This is a genomic window from Agaribacillus sp. DX54, assembly GCF_056858335.1.
Map to the genome: position 1 here is coordinate 20,138 of NZ_JBXEQE010000031.1, position 15,335 is coordinate 35,472.

14 protein-coding genes and 1 riboswitch are annotated in these 15,335 nt (G+C 43.1%); of the genes, 3 read left to right on the forward strand and 11 right to left on the reverse strand.

The genetic code is table 11. From position 1 onward, the window contains the following. Nucleotides 1-68 precede the first annotated feature (68 nt). From AC04NP_RS24275 to AC04NP_RS24325, 11 genes are all read right to left on the reverse strand, one after another. A complete protein-coding gene (locus AC04NP_RS24275; RefSeq protein ID WP_482862603.1) occupies nt 69-644 on the reverse strand; it encodes a hypothetical protein in 576 nt (191 codons plus the stop codon). Between the two features lie 272 nt (nt 645-916). Continuing rightward, nucleotides 917-1,699, reverse strand: coding sequence for an HmuY family protein (locus AC04NP_RS24280; RefSeq protein WP_482862604.1), 783 nt, complete (start codon nt 1,697-1,699; stop codon nt 917-919). A gap of 476 nt (nt 1,700-2,175) precedes the next feature. Next, nucleotides 2,176-3,210 (reverse strand): hypothetical protein, encoded by a 1,035-nt coding sequence (locus AC04NP_RS24285; RefSeq protein ID WP_482862605.1) that lies wholly within the window; start codon nt 3,208-3,210, stop codon nt 2,176-2,178. Nucleotides 3,211-3,365: 155 nt separating this feature from the next. Continuing rightward, on the reverse strand, nt 3,366-4,133 hold the full coding sequence (locus AC04NP_RS24290) for a hypothetical protein (RefSeq protein WP_482862606.1): 768 nt from the start codon (nt 4,131-4,133) through the stop codon (nt 3,366-3,368). Between the two features lie 136 nt (nt 4,134-4,269). Continuing rightward, a complete protein-coding gene (locus AC04NP_RS24295) occupies nt 4,270-4,986 on the reverse strand; it encodes a hypothetical protein (RefSeq protein WP_482862607.1) in 717 nt (238 codons plus the stop codon). A gap of 121 nt (nt 4,987-5,107) precedes the next feature. Then, on the reverse strand, nt 5,108-5,893 hold the full coding sequence (locus AC04NP_RS24300; RefSeq protein WP_482862608.1) for an HmuY family protein: 786 nt from the start codon (nt 5,891-5,893) through the stop codon (nt 5,108-5,110). Between the two features lie 44 nt (nt 5,894-5,937). Further along, the gene (locus tag AC04NP_RS24305) at nt 5,938-6,507 is read right to left on the reverse strand and encodes a biliverdin-producing heme oxygenase (RefSeq protein WP_482862610.1); all 570 of its coding nucleotides are present in this window, start codon (nt 6,505-6,507) and stop codon (nt 5,938-5,940) included. A gap of 27 nt (nt 6,508-6,534) precedes the next feature. Beyond that, nucleotides 6,535-7,338 (reverse strand): HmuY family protein, encoded by an 804-nt coding sequence (locus AC04NP_RS24310; protein ID WP_482862611.1) that lies wholly within the window; start codon nt 7,336-7,338, stop codon nt 6,535-6,537. Then, complete coding sequence (locus tag AC04NP_RS24315; RefSeq protein WP_482862612.1) at nt 7,331-9,988, reverse strand: TonB-dependent receptor; 2,658 nt, start codon at nt 9,986-9,988, stop codon at nt 7,331-7,333. Before AC04NP_RS24315 ends, AC04NP_RS24310 begins: the two co-directional genes overlap by 8 nt. A 270-nt stretch (nt 9,989-10,258) precedes the next feature. Then, nucleotides 10,259-11,215 (reverse strand): FecR family protein, encoded by a 957-nt coding sequence (locus AC04NP_RS24320; RefSeq protein WP_482862613.1) that lies wholly within the window; start codon nt 11,213-11,215, stop codon nt 10,259-10,261. 80 nt (nt 11,216-11,295) lie between these two features. Continuing rightward, nucleotides 11,296-11,850: an RNA polymerase sigma factor gene (locus AC04NP_RS24325; RefSeq protein WP_482862614.1), complete on the reverse strand. Its 555-nt coding sequence runs from the start codon at nt 11,848-11,850 to the stop codon at nt 11,296-11,298. 516 nt (nt 11,851-12,366) lie between these two features. Between AC04NP_RS24325 and AC04NP_RS24330 the strand changes: the two genes are divergently transcribed. The 3 genes from AC04NP_RS24330 (at nt 12,367) to AC04NP_RS24340 (ending at nt 15,332) form a co-directional block, all read left to right on the forward strand. After that, on the forward strand, nt 12,367-13,233 hold the full coding sequence (locus tag AC04NP_RS24330; protein WP_482862615.1) for a DUF6671 family protein: 867 nt from the start codon (nt 12,367-12,369) through the stop codon (nt 13,231-13,233). 158 nt (nt 13,234-13,391) lie between these two features. Next, nucleotides 13,392-13,493, forward strand: a riboswitch (TPP riboswitch). A gap of 68 nt (nt 13,494-13,561) precedes the next feature. Continuing rightward, nucleotides 13,562-14,269 (forward strand): class I SAM-dependent methyltransferase, encoded by a 708-nt coding sequence (locus AC04NP_RS24335; RefSeq protein WP_482862616.1) that lies wholly within the window; start codon nt 13,562-13,564, stop codon nt 14,267-14,269. A 1-nt stretch (nt 14,270) separates the two neighbouring features. After that, nucleotides 14,271-15,332, forward strand: coding sequence for an AIR synthase-related protein (locus AC04NP_RS24340; protein WP_482862617.1), 1,062 nt, complete (start codon nt 14,271-14,273; stop codon nt 15,330-15,332). Nucleotides 15,333-15,335: the final 3 nt, after the last annotated feature.

Here is a 15,335-nt window from a genome sequence, read left to right on the forward strand (position 1 = left end):
TTAGATTAGTTTTTGTTTCCAGGCAACAGGTTATGCTGTTACCCGATCTACTGGCATGGTTTGCCGCATTAGGATTCTTTGAAGTATACAGGATATTTCATGCGGGTTTTTAACGTGTAGGCGCGCATTTCCAGCCAATACAGCCCTTCCGGAAACTTTCCTTGTGGAGGTGGCAGGAAATGTAGCAGGTCGCTTTGGCCAGTTTGCTCAGCAGTGGTGCTTGGTTGAATTTCCCATTCGTTCTCGTTCGCATCAATTACAAACAGTTTAGTAATTGATATATTCGTGATAAAGTGCTCGCCTGTAATAACTAGGCTCTGAAAAGATGAGAACGAGATTATGGTCGTATCTTCACTAGTGGATAGTTCGTTCAGGATAATCTCCGGTTGCTGCACCACCGGGTTCAATGTGTATTGTATATCGGCTTCACCGGGTGCAGACACGGTATATATGAAAGGCTCTTCACCGAAGACCGGCACCAATTCTTCATCATCAGGCGATATAGAGGCGCCTTCAGGCAGAGTGATCGCGGGATCAATTACTTTCAGTGCGTAGTAGTGGGGGAGGTAAACCGTGATGGTGCGGGTGCTATTGTCGATGGCGCTGTAGATGGTTGTCGGTGAATTTTCTACTGTGTATTCCAAAATACGGGCATTAGGAAGTGAGGACACAATGACCGTATCTAAGACGTTTTCGCCTTTGCGTTCGATCAGGTTTTCGACCTCGTCCGAACAAGCTCCAAACAGGGATATTACAGTAATTAAAATGATATAAGTAAATAGTTTTTACTTCATTTTTTAATGGTATTAATAGATATTTTTCTTTTTTAATCAATGCTGTTTTTGCTCATTTAAACCAATACGCATAAAGCGCTGTTTACCCGATGTAAAAAAGTACCGGAAAGCGGTAAAGCATATCAGGATCTAATCTCAAATTCTGTACTTCCTGCTGGGACTAACACATATTCAAAGGTGAAATACATGTGCGGGGTATTGCGGAACCACTCTTCAGGGGTAAAGGCATCTTTGTAGCAACTGATCATTTTTATTTTGGCAAAGTTTCCTTTGGCGGTGCGTACTATTACAGTACGGGTATCCTGCAAGGCGTACGCTACATGACTTTTTTCATAACTGCCATCTCCCATGATGTCTCCCCCAAAATCGTATAAGTACCAGCCTGTTCCCGAACCAAAAGTACCAGCGTCATCGGTACCTATTTTATCACGCTCAGTCATGAATTGTTCCTGAGGGGGAATAGCTGTTACGTCGTCGAAATTTTTTGCCAGTATACAAATCCCGCCAATACCATTGGCACCGTGGCCATAGTTACCTTCATCATCACCATTGTTACCTGATAGAAAGCTGTTGTATATATGACCAAAGGCCAGGTCCCATTTATTGGATTGTCGATAAATATCTGCTCTCCAGGTAGAGTCTTCCAGACTAAAAAAAAGTGGCCTTCTGGGCTTAGCAGGACTGGCATCCGGGTCGTTGGTGGTGGCTTCTAAATTTTCGATACGTATCAGTTGGTAAAAAAGATCCCCTTCTTCATAGTCAGGTTCTTCCGGCCCCGGCTCTTCCGTATGGGGATCATCGGTTACAGGAACCGGATCATCTTCTTCGGAGCACCTGGCTATACCTGTAAAAGCGAAAAATGCGATCAGAAAATTGTATTTCCAGTTATAATGCATCTTTTTCATTATTGGCTGTATTAATTGTTAACTATTGAATGATGATATGGCCTGAGCATTTGATATTATTTTGTGTTTTTGGTCAAAAACCATTGAGAAACAGGCAAAGGGCTCATCCGCTGCCCGATTCCAGGATACGTATACCAGAAAGTGCAGTAAGTGTATTGAATACCGGTTCACCCTTGCGTTCATCAGATTTTCCACTTCATCTGTACAGGCTCCTAAAAAGATTACTAATAGTGATTGAAGCTATATAAGGCAATAGATTTTGCTTCATTACTAACCGTATTAATAAAAATTGATTTTCATGCACTTTAAAGCGCTGTTTACCTGGTACCAAAAACAGTTCCGGAAAGAGGTAAGGCATATCAGGATCTAATCTCAAACTCTGTACGGCCACCATTACGTATTCAAAGGAGAAAGGTGAAATACAGGCGTATTATCGCGTATAAATCTCATTTGGTTTATTACCTTATTCAATGGCCCTATTGAGGGGCTGTAACCGAAATAGGTGCAAAAGCAAAAGGAAAGATAACTTTTCTATCATCTGAGTTAGCCCAAGGAGTAGTAGCGTGGAGATCTCCAAAATGATCACCTACCGGAAAATCGTCAGGCACCCTGAGTGTAATGGATGTCAAAGTATAGTCGACTATCTCAAATGCAGGAGCCGGTTCCAGTATTGCGGTCTCTAAATTATAAATGAACATTTGCATTTTTTCTATATCCCTGATCCCTAATCCTTCCATTTGAAAAGTAGCCCCTTGTTCAACAGTTACCTGATCAACAAAGAATGCTGGTTGTCCATATTTGATCCAAACGCTGTCGTCTTTAATTGAATGGATACCCGATACAAGAGTGGTACTATAATATCCTTTTTCAATATCTGACGGAATTTTAACCCGTATTTCATCAATTCTAATTTTGGTTATTTCTAACTGAGTTTCTTTTTGGTTCTCCAGGTTTGTAATGTACATCTTTGTTTGTGTAGTATCGGGAATGAAGAAGTCACCGAGTAATAACAATATATTTTCCTGTCTGTCAAATATTTCAATAAATCTTAAGTCATTACTTTGAACAATATTTAATCCATACCAAGGCTCCGGTTGATACAAGACTACCTTTAGAATATATTGCCTTTCGCTTTCGTCTTCTGCTGTTACCTTGTAAGTTGTGCCTGTTTCGAATGGCACACTTTCTCCTGACGGAGGTTCAATGGAAGCGTTTTCCGGAATGATGATTGTGGGAGATATATTGGCAGGGACAGGCTTATAGGTAGGCCAGTATACAATCAGGCTGTCCTCCTTGATAGCGGCTTTCAGCACCGTATCCGCACTAAATTCTCCCACTTCAAAAGTAATAATCTGATTCAGACCAGATATGGTAATGGTATCTCCCGGGATATCGACAAAGCGATCGATCACTTCATCTTCACAGGAGGTAATAAATCCTACTGCTCCTAGGAGCAATAGGCTGGTGATCAGAGATATATGTCTTTTCCTGGCTTTGTTTGTCATTTTCATTTTCTACTTTTAGGTAAATTTTCTATGTTTCTAGCTCGTTTGCTGAATACTTTTTCAATTATTCATTTTGTTGTCTTAAGCCTGGGAAGGACATTCATCGAAAAACCCGGCTGCCTCCCTTGTATCAGGCAATATACTGGTATCTCAGATGTCTTTTACAAGGCTTTCCTGTAATCGAATATCACCTGAGAAGTAAAGAAATCCGGTTGCCCGTCTCCATTGGAGTCAGGCCCATCTATAGAATTTAAGGCGTCTACACGAATAGCGTATGCCTCTGTGGCTCCGGCAGGGTTTGTATTTGAACTACCTCTCCAAACCACAACAGCACGAATAACATTCGGAGTATTGGGGTCCAGAGCATAATTATAATAACCCACTCCAAAATCATTGGTCCCTCCACCAGGTCCAGGAACAAAGATTGATCCGTCAAGTCCCACAACGTTAGTAGGTGGTGTAGCAAACGCGCTGCTACCGCTCTGAGGTCCACATATCCCACTAGGAGATGTACCCGGATTACTAGCTTCAGTCGTGAATGTCATGGTTGACCAACTATTGTTATATTGTGACAGCGGAATCGTACCTATGAACCACCCACCGGTCAGTGGACGGATAAAGGAATTAAACTGCCCTTCAAATCCCAGGGTAGGTGCCGTACCACAAAGCTGGTAGGTTAACCTTCCTGCGGGGCAATACTGTCCTGCAGCTGGGCCAGCCAGCGGAATTGTTCCATTCAATGTTACATTATTATTGCCAGTACAACTGAGGGTACCGGTCGATTCTCCAATGACTTCCAGGTCAAAACTTCCATCTTCTATACTTGGAGAAGGGTTAATCTCTTCCCGCTCTTCACAGGAAGTAATAGCCATGAATCCAATCAGGAATAGCAAGGCCATCAACTTATTGAATATATTGATTTCTTTCATTTTTGTTGGTTTTAAATGTTTAATTAAGTTAGATTGATTTTGCCTTTAAGAAGGCAGTCCGGGTTATGTTTTGGTCTTTTTCATTTTACAGTAACTGGCTCATTCATGTACCTGAACTCCTGTTGCCTGTAAAGGATTAATTTCTTTTTAAGTATATAGGATATTTCATGCGTGTTGTCAAAGCATAGGCACGCATTTCAACCCAATAAATCCCTTCAGTGAAGTCACTTGTCGGTGCAGGGTAATTGATAAAATTGCTCCTCCAGATAAGTTCCTGACCAGCAGCAACTCCAAATGGCCATTCATTTTCATCCTCATCAATTAAATAAGTGCTGGTGATATTCAAATTCGGTATGAAATTCGCCCCTGTAATTGTTATACCGTTGGAACTTGGAAACAGGTAAACTGTTGTATCTTCGGCTGTAGATAATTCATCCATGATGATCTCAGGCTGTTGGATGATGGGAAGCACTGTGTAATGTGCATCTTCCCGATCTGGCGTTGATACTGTATATACGAAAGGCTCTTCACTAAAAACAGGCACCAACTCATCATCATCGGGAGATATGGTGGTGCCTTCAGGAAGGGATATCAATGGGTCTATAACTCTCAATAAGTAGTAATGAGGCAGGTATACCGTAATGGTCCGTTCGTTGTCATCGATGGAACTGTATATAACCTCAGGGGTATTTTCCACGCTGTATTCCAGGATACGTTTATTGGGAAGTACAGTAAGTGTATCAAACACCGGGTCAGCCTTGCGTTCGATCAGGTTTTCCACTTCATCTGTACAGGCTCCTAAAAAAGTCACCATTGTGAGTAAAGCTATGTAAGGCAATAGTTTTCGTTTCATTTTTAATTGTATTAATAAATATTGATCTTCCTATTCAATGTCGTTTTTGTGCATTTAAACCTGCACTTTAAAGAACTGTTTATCAGGTATCAAAAATGGTTCTGGAGAGTGGTAAGGCATTTTAGGATCTAATCTCAAATTTTGTACTGCCGGCGGGAACCAGCACATATTCAAAGGTGAAATACATGTGCGGTGTATCGCGGAACCACTCTTCGGGTGTAAAGGCATCTTTATAGCAACTGATCATTCTTATCTTGGCAAAGTTTCCCTTCGCTGTGCGTACTATTACCGTACGTGTATCCTGCAGGGCATAAGCCACATGTTGTTTTTCATAACTGCCATCCCCCATGATAGTGCCTCCGAAATCGTACAAGTACCAACCTATTCCATTTCCAAAATCTCCGGAATCATCGGTACCTATCTGATCTCTGACGGTGTTGAACTGTTCTGGCGGAGGAATGGCTGTTACATCGTCGAAATTTTGTTCCAGTATACAAATGCCTCCAATACCATTGGCACCATAGCCGTGGTTGTTTCTGTCATCACCGTTGTTACCAGAAAGGAAGCTGTTGTATAAATTACCAAAGGCGAGATCCCATCTATTGGTTTTTTGATACAGTTCAGGTACTAATGTCGAATCTTCCAGACTAAAAAAGAATGCCGGCCTGGGTGTAGTAGGGTTAGCATCCTGTTCTGAGGAACCATCAGTAGCTAAGTTTTCTATCCGTATCAGTTGGTAAAAAAGATCTCCCTCTTCCTCATCTGGTTCTTCTGCATCAGGCTCTTCAGTATTGGGATCTTCGATGGCTGGAAGCGGATCATCCTCTTCGGAGCATCCGGTTGTCACCATTAAGCCAAAAATGGCAATCACAAGAATGTATATCCAATTATAATTAGTTGCTTTCATTTCTTGTTTCATTTGTTGTCAGCTATTATTTCACCTGTTATCTGTTAATCATGGAGTATTTCATCTCTGTGGTCAAATACCTTCGCGAAACAAGCAAAAGTCTCATTGGCTGCCCGGATTACGGTGGCCTTTTGCGCTTCTCCGGTGACTTGTTCGTCCATGGCTTTTGTGAAAGCCGTCCACTTTTTTTCAGTATGCTCGCCGTAACCGGAAAAGAAAGAGACTCCCCTGGTGATACCTTGTTTTTCCAGTATTTTGACAATAATCTGTCCTCCCATAACAGAACCTTCCATCACATACAGGGCACCCAGGGCTTCAAGATGATTATGAATATCCGGAACAACGGTACCGGGCAGGCTGCCGTTTTCATAGCCAATGGTTTCCAGGTCTCTTTTAAGGTAGGTTGCATTGCGCCTTTCGTTATAATAAGGTATCGACGATTCGTCGATAAACGGGCCCAGGGCTTTTTCCAGGTGGCTGAAATAAGCATAGAAATAACTCAGGAAATCTGCATAATCCTGTTCGTTGCGAATGGCTTTTAGTTGGCGAATCACTTTTTTCTCCAGATCGAGGTGTGCTTTTTTTGTTGCCTTTTTAATGGTTATACTAATCATCGTTTTGTTATTCAGTGTTATAAAAATCTATTGTCGGGTTGCAAGGTTCCGGCTGCCGTCACTTTGCAGGTAGTATCGAAAAGTAAAGTAGGGCGCAGGCGTATTTACCGTCGGATTGTCAGGACTATCGAGGTACAGCGACTGCATTTCTATTTTTGCATAGCGGCCGTCTGCCGTCCGGACAACAATCGTAACCCCGGTAATGGCCGACATGACATGGCTGTCCAGGCTGTAGAAATACCAGCCTTTATCCCCGGGAGGAAAATCCTCCCATCCGGCCGCTGCTTGTTCTGCCATGAAAGCGTCAAATTCTTCGTTTGAGGGCGCCTGGTCTACCTCGTCAAACAAGGCGTCTATAACGATCATTTTGCCCAGACCCTGGCCACCAAAGCCGGGACTATCTTCCATACTGCCGTTATTAATAGTGATATAGGAGTTATAAATGCTAGTAAAAGCGATATCCCAGTCATTGCTTTTTTTCCTTTCATCCGGCAGCTCCTTCAGTATGTCTTCATCATCATAAGGATTGATGATCTTATGGTTTTCCAGATTAAAAAACACGGGTACATGTCCGGAACTAAAAGTGTTACCGACAGAACCGGGCAGGTTCCGGATGTGAATTACCCCGCTGGCTTCATCTATACTGGTATAGTCATCAATCGGTGTTAATTCTACCTCCCGGGGCTGTATATCTTCATCTTCTGAACAAGCTGTAAAAACTGTCATCCACACCGGCAGTAAAAGGATCAGGCCTAAATGCCGACAAGCACTGGTTGGCCGGTGGTTTTTTATCATCTTGGCTTCATTATTCATTTTATGGTTTTTATTCATTCTGACGATTGTTTAATACACCGAATCTCCAGGACAATGCCACCAGAAATTGTCTTCCGGGCAGGTTAGGGATCAGGTGATTGTTGTAATCGGTTATATTGTCACAGATTAACTGTACACTTAATTGTTTTTGGAAAAACTGCTTTTCCACAGTAGCGTTAAGTAATGTATAGCCTTCGACAAACAGGTCATACGGGTCGATGAAATTATTGGGGAAGTTGCGATCGCCCAGTCCGTACCTGCCACGGTAATTGGCCCTGAGGCTGGCACTCATCCATAAGGGTTTATATTCATAAAACAGCTTGGCGTTGGCCATGTGACGTGACCGGTTAGACAGGTTGAAGTAGTCTGAAGGTGTTGCGGTCCGGCTCCGGCCTTCCCGTGTGCGCACCTGCTTGTTTTCTGCTTTGATTTCATCGATAACTCCCTTGTCTTTGGCAAAAAGTAATTGGTACCCTGCTGAAAACCCCAGATCATCCGATAATTTCCAATGTATGTTGGTTTCCAATCCCTGGGTAAAAGCCTCTTCGATATTGCGGTAAGAAAATACCTGGGAGCCATTTTGTTTCATCGCCACCAATTCCTCAAAAATCATGTTGCGTATATTGTTATGAAAAACATTGGCTTCCAATGAAAATGCCGGAGAGGGCGTAAGTACAAAGCCGGCATTGAATGAAGCGGAATGTTCGGCCTCGAGATTGCCGATTTCTTCGGAGATAGGATATACAGCGTTAATTTCGCCTGCTTCCTGCATACGGTCCATTTCACTTTCAAACACAGCTGCCCCCAGCACAGTATAACCCGCCCCCGGATTGGTAAATGACAAGTACAATTGTTGAAAACTGGGTGCTTTGAAGCCGGTTCCTGCTGTGCCTTTTAGCGTAAGCCAATCATTGACCGTGTAGCGTATACCCATCCGGGGACTGATTTGCCAGCCGTAAATATTGTGAACATCATACCGCATTCCAGCCAGTAAGCCAAGCTTTTCTACAGGGGTGTAATCAGCTTGAAGGTAAGCAAAACCATTGTTCATTTGCCTTTGATCGCCATAGCGGGAGGCCTGAAGGATTTCACTGTTGCCACCGATACCTGTCGTTAATTTCAGGTTGGCGGCCATGTCATGATTGGCAAAGGACTCAAAACGGTGAAAGGATTGAACAAAGTTGTTTTGGTTGATGATTTCCCCGCTTGGGAAATCCACATTGGTTGTTGTAGCGTTGTACCGGGTGAAATAATATTGGGTATTCAGTGCTGTTTTTTTCCCAAGGGTGTTTTGTAACATGCCAGTGACTATCAGATCCCGTTCTATGTTGGTATCTTCGCGTTGTCCTAACCGGTCGAGGTCGTACCGGTTGCGCTGGTTGCGGGAAGCATAACGTACTGATGTTGTCAGGGAACCGGAAGTAAAGACATGATAGTTGAGTTTTCCCTGCAAAGAATAGCTATGAAAAGGAGGGAGGGTGTTGCCAGGAGTTGTGGGGTCGGCATCGAAGCCGTCAGTGCTGTAATAGTTGGCTGAGACAGATGCGGATACCTGGTTTCCTGGTAACGTCGTGCCACCGTCCAGGGTGGCATCCCATGTATTGTAGGTGCCATACCGTAGTGAAGCTATGCCTTTTGTTCCCCGGCTATGCTGTCCTTTGGTGACAATGTTCACAACTCCTGCCAGCGCATCACTGCCATACATAGCTGAGGAAGTACCTTTAATAATCTCAATCCTCTCGATATTGGCCACTGTAATACGTGAGAGATCCAGTATTCCCACTGCGTTTCGACCAATTAGTGGCTGACCATCAATCATTATCATGGTGTATGAGGCATCAAATCCCTGTACTTGCAAACCAAGTGCATTGGAGGCCCCGCTAGGGTCGGTCGTAAGTGCCAGCCCTGTTTGCTCCTGTAGTACTTCATTTAACCTTCGGCTGCCCATCATTTCCAACTGCTTTCCTTCAATGAGCATCACAGGCATTGGTAGATCCTTAATAGGTACACTGGTCCTTGTAGCAGTGGAAACAACCGCTCTGTCAGCGGTAACCACCACTTCTTTCATTTTCAGAGCACTTTCCCGCAGTGCAATGGAAATCATCAGTGTTTGGCCCGGCACAACTTTAATGACCTTACTGGCAGTTTCATACCCTATGGCAGATACGATAAGGGTCCATGTTCCTGCAGCAGGTATCTTCATTTCAAAAGTTCCGTCTTCGTCGGTGGCTGTTCCATGGCCTGCTTCTTCCAGTTTTACGGTGGCATAGGGAATTGGACGCTTATCTTGCGCCACCATCACTGTTCCTTTTACTTGTCCCCCGGCAGCCAGGAGCAAAACCCTGCTTCCGGCTACGGAGATACTGCTCAATTTGCTTCCCAGCAGGTCTGAAAGTACATGTTTCAACGGGATTTTATTGTAGTCGACGGTTACTTTACGGTTACTGTCGAGCAATGTATTGCTATAAGAAAATGAACAACCGGCTTGAATGGCAATGGCGTTTAACACCTCATTGATTGGAAGGTTTTCAACCCGGATGGTGATCCTTTTATCGAGGATATCGCTTGTATTTCCCCACACTGCATGGCCTGTGAGAACCTGCAGTGCCATGGCAAGCAGACAAATTCCAATTAAAACTTTTAAACCTTTAAAAGGTAAAAATTTCATACTTTTGAACGATGGTTAGTTAATTCGGTAATACGAGTTATCAATCTCAGCCCAGTGTGAAGTTTGCGAGACCGAAACACCGGGTGCTTTTGTTCTGGCATCCGTGCCACAGTATCATGTGGCACAATCTGCCGTTTTATGACGAATAGTTACTTTGCTTTTTCATATCAATCTTTTTCATCTATTAATTTTATGTATGTAGCCCGACTGCCGAAACGACAACATTCAGTGCCAACGAGATGATAGTCCTTGCGTGTTTGTTGTTTCATGTCAATAAATAGTTAATTTGTTTTCGTTCAGGTCATAGTCAAATTGCATTACCTTGCTCATGTCTTTTATCAGACTCGATAATGTCACACTTTCATAACTTCCCGTAAAGCGATTGACTTTTTGCCTGTTACTTTTGATTTCTACCTCCACATTGAACCATCTTTCCAGGGTTATAGCTATTTCTTCTAATGATTGATCATTAAAAACCAACCTGTTGTCTTTCCACGCCATAAACAATGCTGCTGCAGTGCTATTTCGGGATAGTGTCTGCTTCATGGAAGAGTAGGTACCTAATTGGTTTCTCATAAGAATGAGAGATTCCCCTTTTTTTGTCGATAACCGTACTTTACCCTCCGAAACAGCCACTGTTGTGGTAGTTTCATTGGCATAAGCACGGACATTGAAAGTTGTACCCAAAACACAAATATTGGTGTGTGAAGTAATCACCTTAAAAGGTCTTGAACTATCGGGAACCACCTCGAGATATGCTTCACCACTAAGGTAAATGACACGGGCTGTATCACTAAACTGCGCAGGCACACTGAGTTCACTATCGACATTAAGATAAATTATAGTCCCGTCTTCCAGTATCATACGCTTCTTTTCTCCCCTTAGCGCTTTTGTCACATGGTAGGAAGTATTGGATGGCCTGTCACCATGGCTCTTGACAGCCTGGAATCGATACACATAGTAGATCGTTGCAAAAGCCAGGATTGCAGATACCGCAATTCTTAAAGGAGAAAGCCAAAATCGTTTTGACCCCACTTTTGTCGACTTAGGCTCAACTTGTTGCCATATATCTGTTTTTAGTGACCTTTTGTCAATTCCCTTAAATACGTCATCAACGGAGTAGTCCCTTTCATTTGAATAAAGCCATGCTACCACCTGCCGTTTTTCTGCCTCGGTACATTGGCCATTGAAGTATTTTTTTAAAAGTTCCGGGGTAATATCCTCCATATATATATGCGTGTTTGTATATATAATAACATAAGGAGATCATAACCCTAGTCGCGAAGGCAAAATTTCTTTTTTTATTTTCAAGAATGCAAATGAAGTTCTTTAGCCAGATAACTTCTGGCATTTCTGATGTGGTATTCTACGGTTTTAATAGAAATATCCAACTTCTCTGCGATTTGTTTGTGACTCAGGTTGCCTTCCCTGCTAAGGTGAAATACGGTCTTACATTGGAGAGGTAACCGGTCAATGGCACCATTTAATTGTTCTTTCAATTCGCCGTAATATATTCTATTCTCCGTAGTGTTTTCAGATTCGAGGAAGTTTTGGGAAAAGCGGTCAAAATGCTTTTTGTTAATCTTTTGATTGCGGTAAAAATTATAGACCTGGAATTTTGCTGCCCGTGCCAGATAATGTTTCAATGGTCGAGAAGCCTTTAATTTGGTACGGCGTTCCCAAAGTGATTTGAATATGTCCTGGGTAAGTTCTTTGGCATCTTCATGGGACAGAAGACCTTTATAACATATTGAAAAAACATATTCCCAGTAGCGGTCAAATATAATTTTAAAGGCTTTTTCACTGCCCTTACGCAAGTGCCTGACCAGCGTTTCGTCACTATCTGCATTTGTAAATAACAAAACTGAATTTATTAGTTGGGTTGTGAAACATATATTCTAAAACTTTCCTCTCACCGATCTTTTCTCATTTTAAGTTACCCTGAACTGATTACGAAGAAAATCAAACCATACCCCTGTCATTCATGCTTTCCTAACAAGCCATTTTCTTAATCTCAAAGAATTCTTTCATGCTCAGAGCTATTTAGAATTGATCTAAATAATGCAAAGGTATGATCAATAATTTTTGAATCAATCCCCAGCAATAGGTAATTTAGTTGACTAATAGTAGTGATTATTTCATGGGCTAATCCGACCTGAAAATGACTGGCAGTTTGTAAATATCTGTGAAACAATCATAAAGATCCTTATTTTTGATTTTGTGAATTATTTGCTGAAAACACAAAAAATTAACGAATGGTAGTCCGCAAATTATTTTTTCAATGGCGATATGCTAACCTGTTTTTAAGCATCTGTACATCAACGGCAAAGTGACCGAATGGTGACATTTTTAGCTGATCAATGACAAGAAATAAAAATATGCCTGATTGCACCGACAAGATAAAAAGCCTGTTTTCCAATAGAAAGCTGGTGATTGCGACAAAGCATGAAAAGGAAAAAGCCATCGCACCTTTGGTGGAATCGGCCCTTGGTGTAAAGTGTTTTGTTCCTGAAAACTTTGACACCGATGTTTTAGGCACCTTTACCGGCGAAACGGAGCGGAAAGACGACCCCTTTACCACATTGAGAAATAAATGTCAAATGGCCATGTCATTAACCAATTGCGACCTGGCCATAGCCAGTGAGGGCTCCTTTGGCATGCACCCGGCTATTTTTTTTGTACATGCCGATGATGAGATCCTTATGCTGTTGGACAAAAAAAATGACCTGGAAATTGCCGCCCGGGAGCTAAGTGTTGAAACCAACTATAATGGGGCGGAAGTAAAGTCTGAGGAAGAACTTCTGAAATTTGCCGAAAAGGCAGGTTTCCCTTCTCATGGTTTGGTCCTTCGCATGGAAAAAGAGCATGTGGAAGACATACACAAAGGGATAACGGACTGGGATAGTTTGAAGAAGATCTACGAACAACTTATATCAAAATATGGCAGGGCTTATTTGGAAACAGACATGCGCGCGATGTATAACCCAACCAGGATGGCGGTAATTGAAACAGCAGCCAGGAAATTGGTGAATAAAATCAATTCCTGTTGCCCGCAGTGTGGTACACCGGGTTTTGCAGTCACCGGCACCAAACCCGGATTGCCATGTGGATTTTGCGGGTTGCCTACACAATTGCCCCTGGCCCATGTGTGGTCTTGCGTTAAATGCCAGTTCACCAAAGAAGAAAACGCCCCCAACCAAAAACAAGAAGCAGATCCGCAATATTGTGACCGGTGTAATCCGTGACTAAAAGACCACTTCAACCATGAAAATTTTTAAAACCGGAGACCGATTTAAAACCTTTAAGCAACTTTAAAAGAAAATGTTTTATATCTTTGTCACCAACTCTGAAAACACAAAAGATTACCCGGAGAGGTGTAATCATACGTTTCAGTGGTTTTTTTAAATACGCATCGGGGTGCTTTTTCCCTGAAGGAAAAGGCTGAGATAATACCCGGAAACCTGATCTGGATAATACCAGCGAAGGGAATGTGGCAGTTTTAAGGTTCTAAGTCTGCAAAGCCGCATATTCTAAGATCAGGGTATGCGGTTTTTTTGTTAAACTGATAGTAACATGGCTTTTGAACTGATCACCCCGGAATTAAAAGAATGGCAAAACCGTAAAGAATGGTTTTTCCAAAGACAATATACCGACACTTACGAGCTTTGGTATGAAGGCCGCTATAAACGCGCTGAAATATGGCAGAAGAAGGTAATAGCCGACCTGATCGGAAGCGATAAAAATATTCAGACACTGCTGGAATTCGGTTGTGGTACCACCCGTTTTACCCGGTGGTGGAAGGAGATAGGTATTGAGGCCACAGGGGGTGATATTTCCCCTTTTATGCTGGCACAGGGTGCGCATTTTTTTGATGGGGATTTGGTTATGGGTGATTCTCATCACATGCCTTTCAAAGATAATACTTTTGATGCCGTAGCTTTCATTACCACTTTTGAATACTATCGCGATCCGGTAAAAGTGATCCGGGAAGCTGCCCGGGTGGGGAGACATGGAATCGTGTTTGGCATGATGAACCGTAACTCCCCTAAATTGATACGCAGAAGGGCCCAGCAGCTTTTTGGGAAAAACCCATTTTACATTTCCGCAAGATTTTATACGCCTGCTAAACTTACAGGTCTCATTGAAAAGGCATTAGCCGGAGAAAAATATATGATCAAGTGGACATGCACCGGTCTGCCCAAGTGGTTTCCTGTTCAGGAATGGCACCTTCCTTATGGTGATTTTTTTGGATTGTATGTAAAAAAAATAGATAGCTACTGACATGGCATCGTTTCCGGAAGCAGGTAAAGTAGATGACGAATTCTTTAAGACCCTGATATATCCTGGCCTGGGGGCGAACAGGCAAGAAGTAAAGGTAGGCCCTGAATATGGCGTGGATGTATCTGTTGTGAAATTACCCAATGGGTTGGCTATGGCCATGACAAGCGATCCGCTTTCGCTGATCCCCACGCTGGGATTGCGGGAGTCGGCATGGCTGTCGGTACAATTGATGGCCAATGATATGGCGACCACCGGTTTTGCCGCCAGATATGCGCAGTTTGTCCTCAACCTGCCCCCCTGGTTGAAGGTGAGGGATTTTGAAATATACTGGCAATATATTCATGCGTTTTGTGAAGCATCGGGAATAGCCATTACCGGTGGTCATACAGGGCAGATAGAAGGGCAGCAATCCACCATAGCCGGTGGTGGTACCATGATTACGGTAGCCCCATTTGATGAAATACTTACCAGCAAAGGGGCCAATCCCGGCGATGTGCTCATTGTGACCAAGGAATCAGCCATTATATCTTCATCTATACTGGCCCTGAGCTTTCCCAAAACAGTAAAGGATGCTTGTGGAGCAGAGGTCTATCAGGCTGCCTGTGACCTGTTTTATGAGACTACCTCAGTGGAGGAAAGTCTGGCGGCGGTGGAAATTGGCCGGCACCGACAGGGTGTTACAGCCATTCATGATGTAACAGAAGGGGGAGTATTGGGGGCCATTCACGAGCTTTCATCAGCCTCGGCATGTGGCGTGGAAGTGGAGGTGGAAAAAATTCCTGTGGGCCACGCACAACAACAAGTGTGCGGTTACTTTGGCATTGACCCGCTCTTTAGCGTAGGGGCAGGGGCATTGATCATTACAGCCCATCCCGGAAAAGCAGCCAGTATCGTTACCCATCTCCAAACCAAAGGAATGAAGGCGGCGATCATCGGCAGGATGATGGAAAAGGACTATGGACAGTATTTGTTGCAAGGCTCATCCGGAAAGCCATTGAAACATCCAGGTACTGATCCATACTGGAAAGCGTTTTTCCTTGCTTTTAAAAAAGGATTGAAATAAGAA

Coding starts and splice junctions, on each gene's coding strand:
- AC04NP_RS24295 (WP_482862607.1), bottom strand. CDS start 4,986: ATGAAACGAAAACTATTGCCTTACATAGCTTTACTCACAATGGTGACT.
- AC04NP_RS24320 (WP_482862613.1), bottom strand. CDS start 11,215: ATGGAGGATATTACCCCGGAACTTTTAAAAAAATACTTCAATGGCCAA.
- AC04NP_RS24310 (WP_482862611.1), bottom strand. CDS start 7,338: ATGAATAAAAACCATAAAATGAATAATGAAGCCAAGATGATAAAAAAC.
- AC04NP_RS24285 (WP_482862605.1), bottom strand. CDS start 3,210: ATGAAAATGACAAACAAAGCCAGGAAAAGACATATATCTCTGATCACC.
- AC04NP_RS24330 (WP_482862615.1), top strand. CDS start 12,367: ATGCCTGATTGCACCGACAAGATAAAAAGCCTGTTTTCCAATAGAAAG.
- AC04NP_RS24290 (WP_482862606.1), bottom strand. CDS start 4,133: ATGAAAGAAATCAATATATTCAATAAGTTGATGGCCTTGCTATTCCTG.
- AC04NP_RS24340 (WP_482862617.1), top strand. CDS start 14,271: ATGGCATCGTTTCCGGAAGCAGGTAAAGTAGATGACGAATTCTTTAAG.
- AC04NP_RS24305 (WP_482862610.1), bottom strand. CDS start 6,507: ATGATTAGTATAACCATTAAAAAGGCAACAAAAAAAGCACACCTCGAT.
- AC04NP_RS24280 (WP_482862604.1), bottom strand. CDS start 1,699: ATGAAAAAGATGCATTATAACTGGAAATACAATTTTCTGATCGCATTT.
- AC04NP_RS24300 (WP_482862608.1), bottom strand. CDS start 5,893: ATGAAAGCAACTAATTATAATTGGATATACATTCTTGTGATTGCCATT.
- AC04NP_RS24335 (WP_482862616.1), top strand. CDS start 13,562: ATGGCTTTTGAACTGATCACCCCGGAATTAAAAGAATGGCAAAACCGT.
- AC04NP_RS24315 (WP_482862612.1), bottom strand. CDS start 9,988: ATGAAATTTTTACCTTTTAAAGGTTTAAAAGTTTTAATTGGAATTTGT.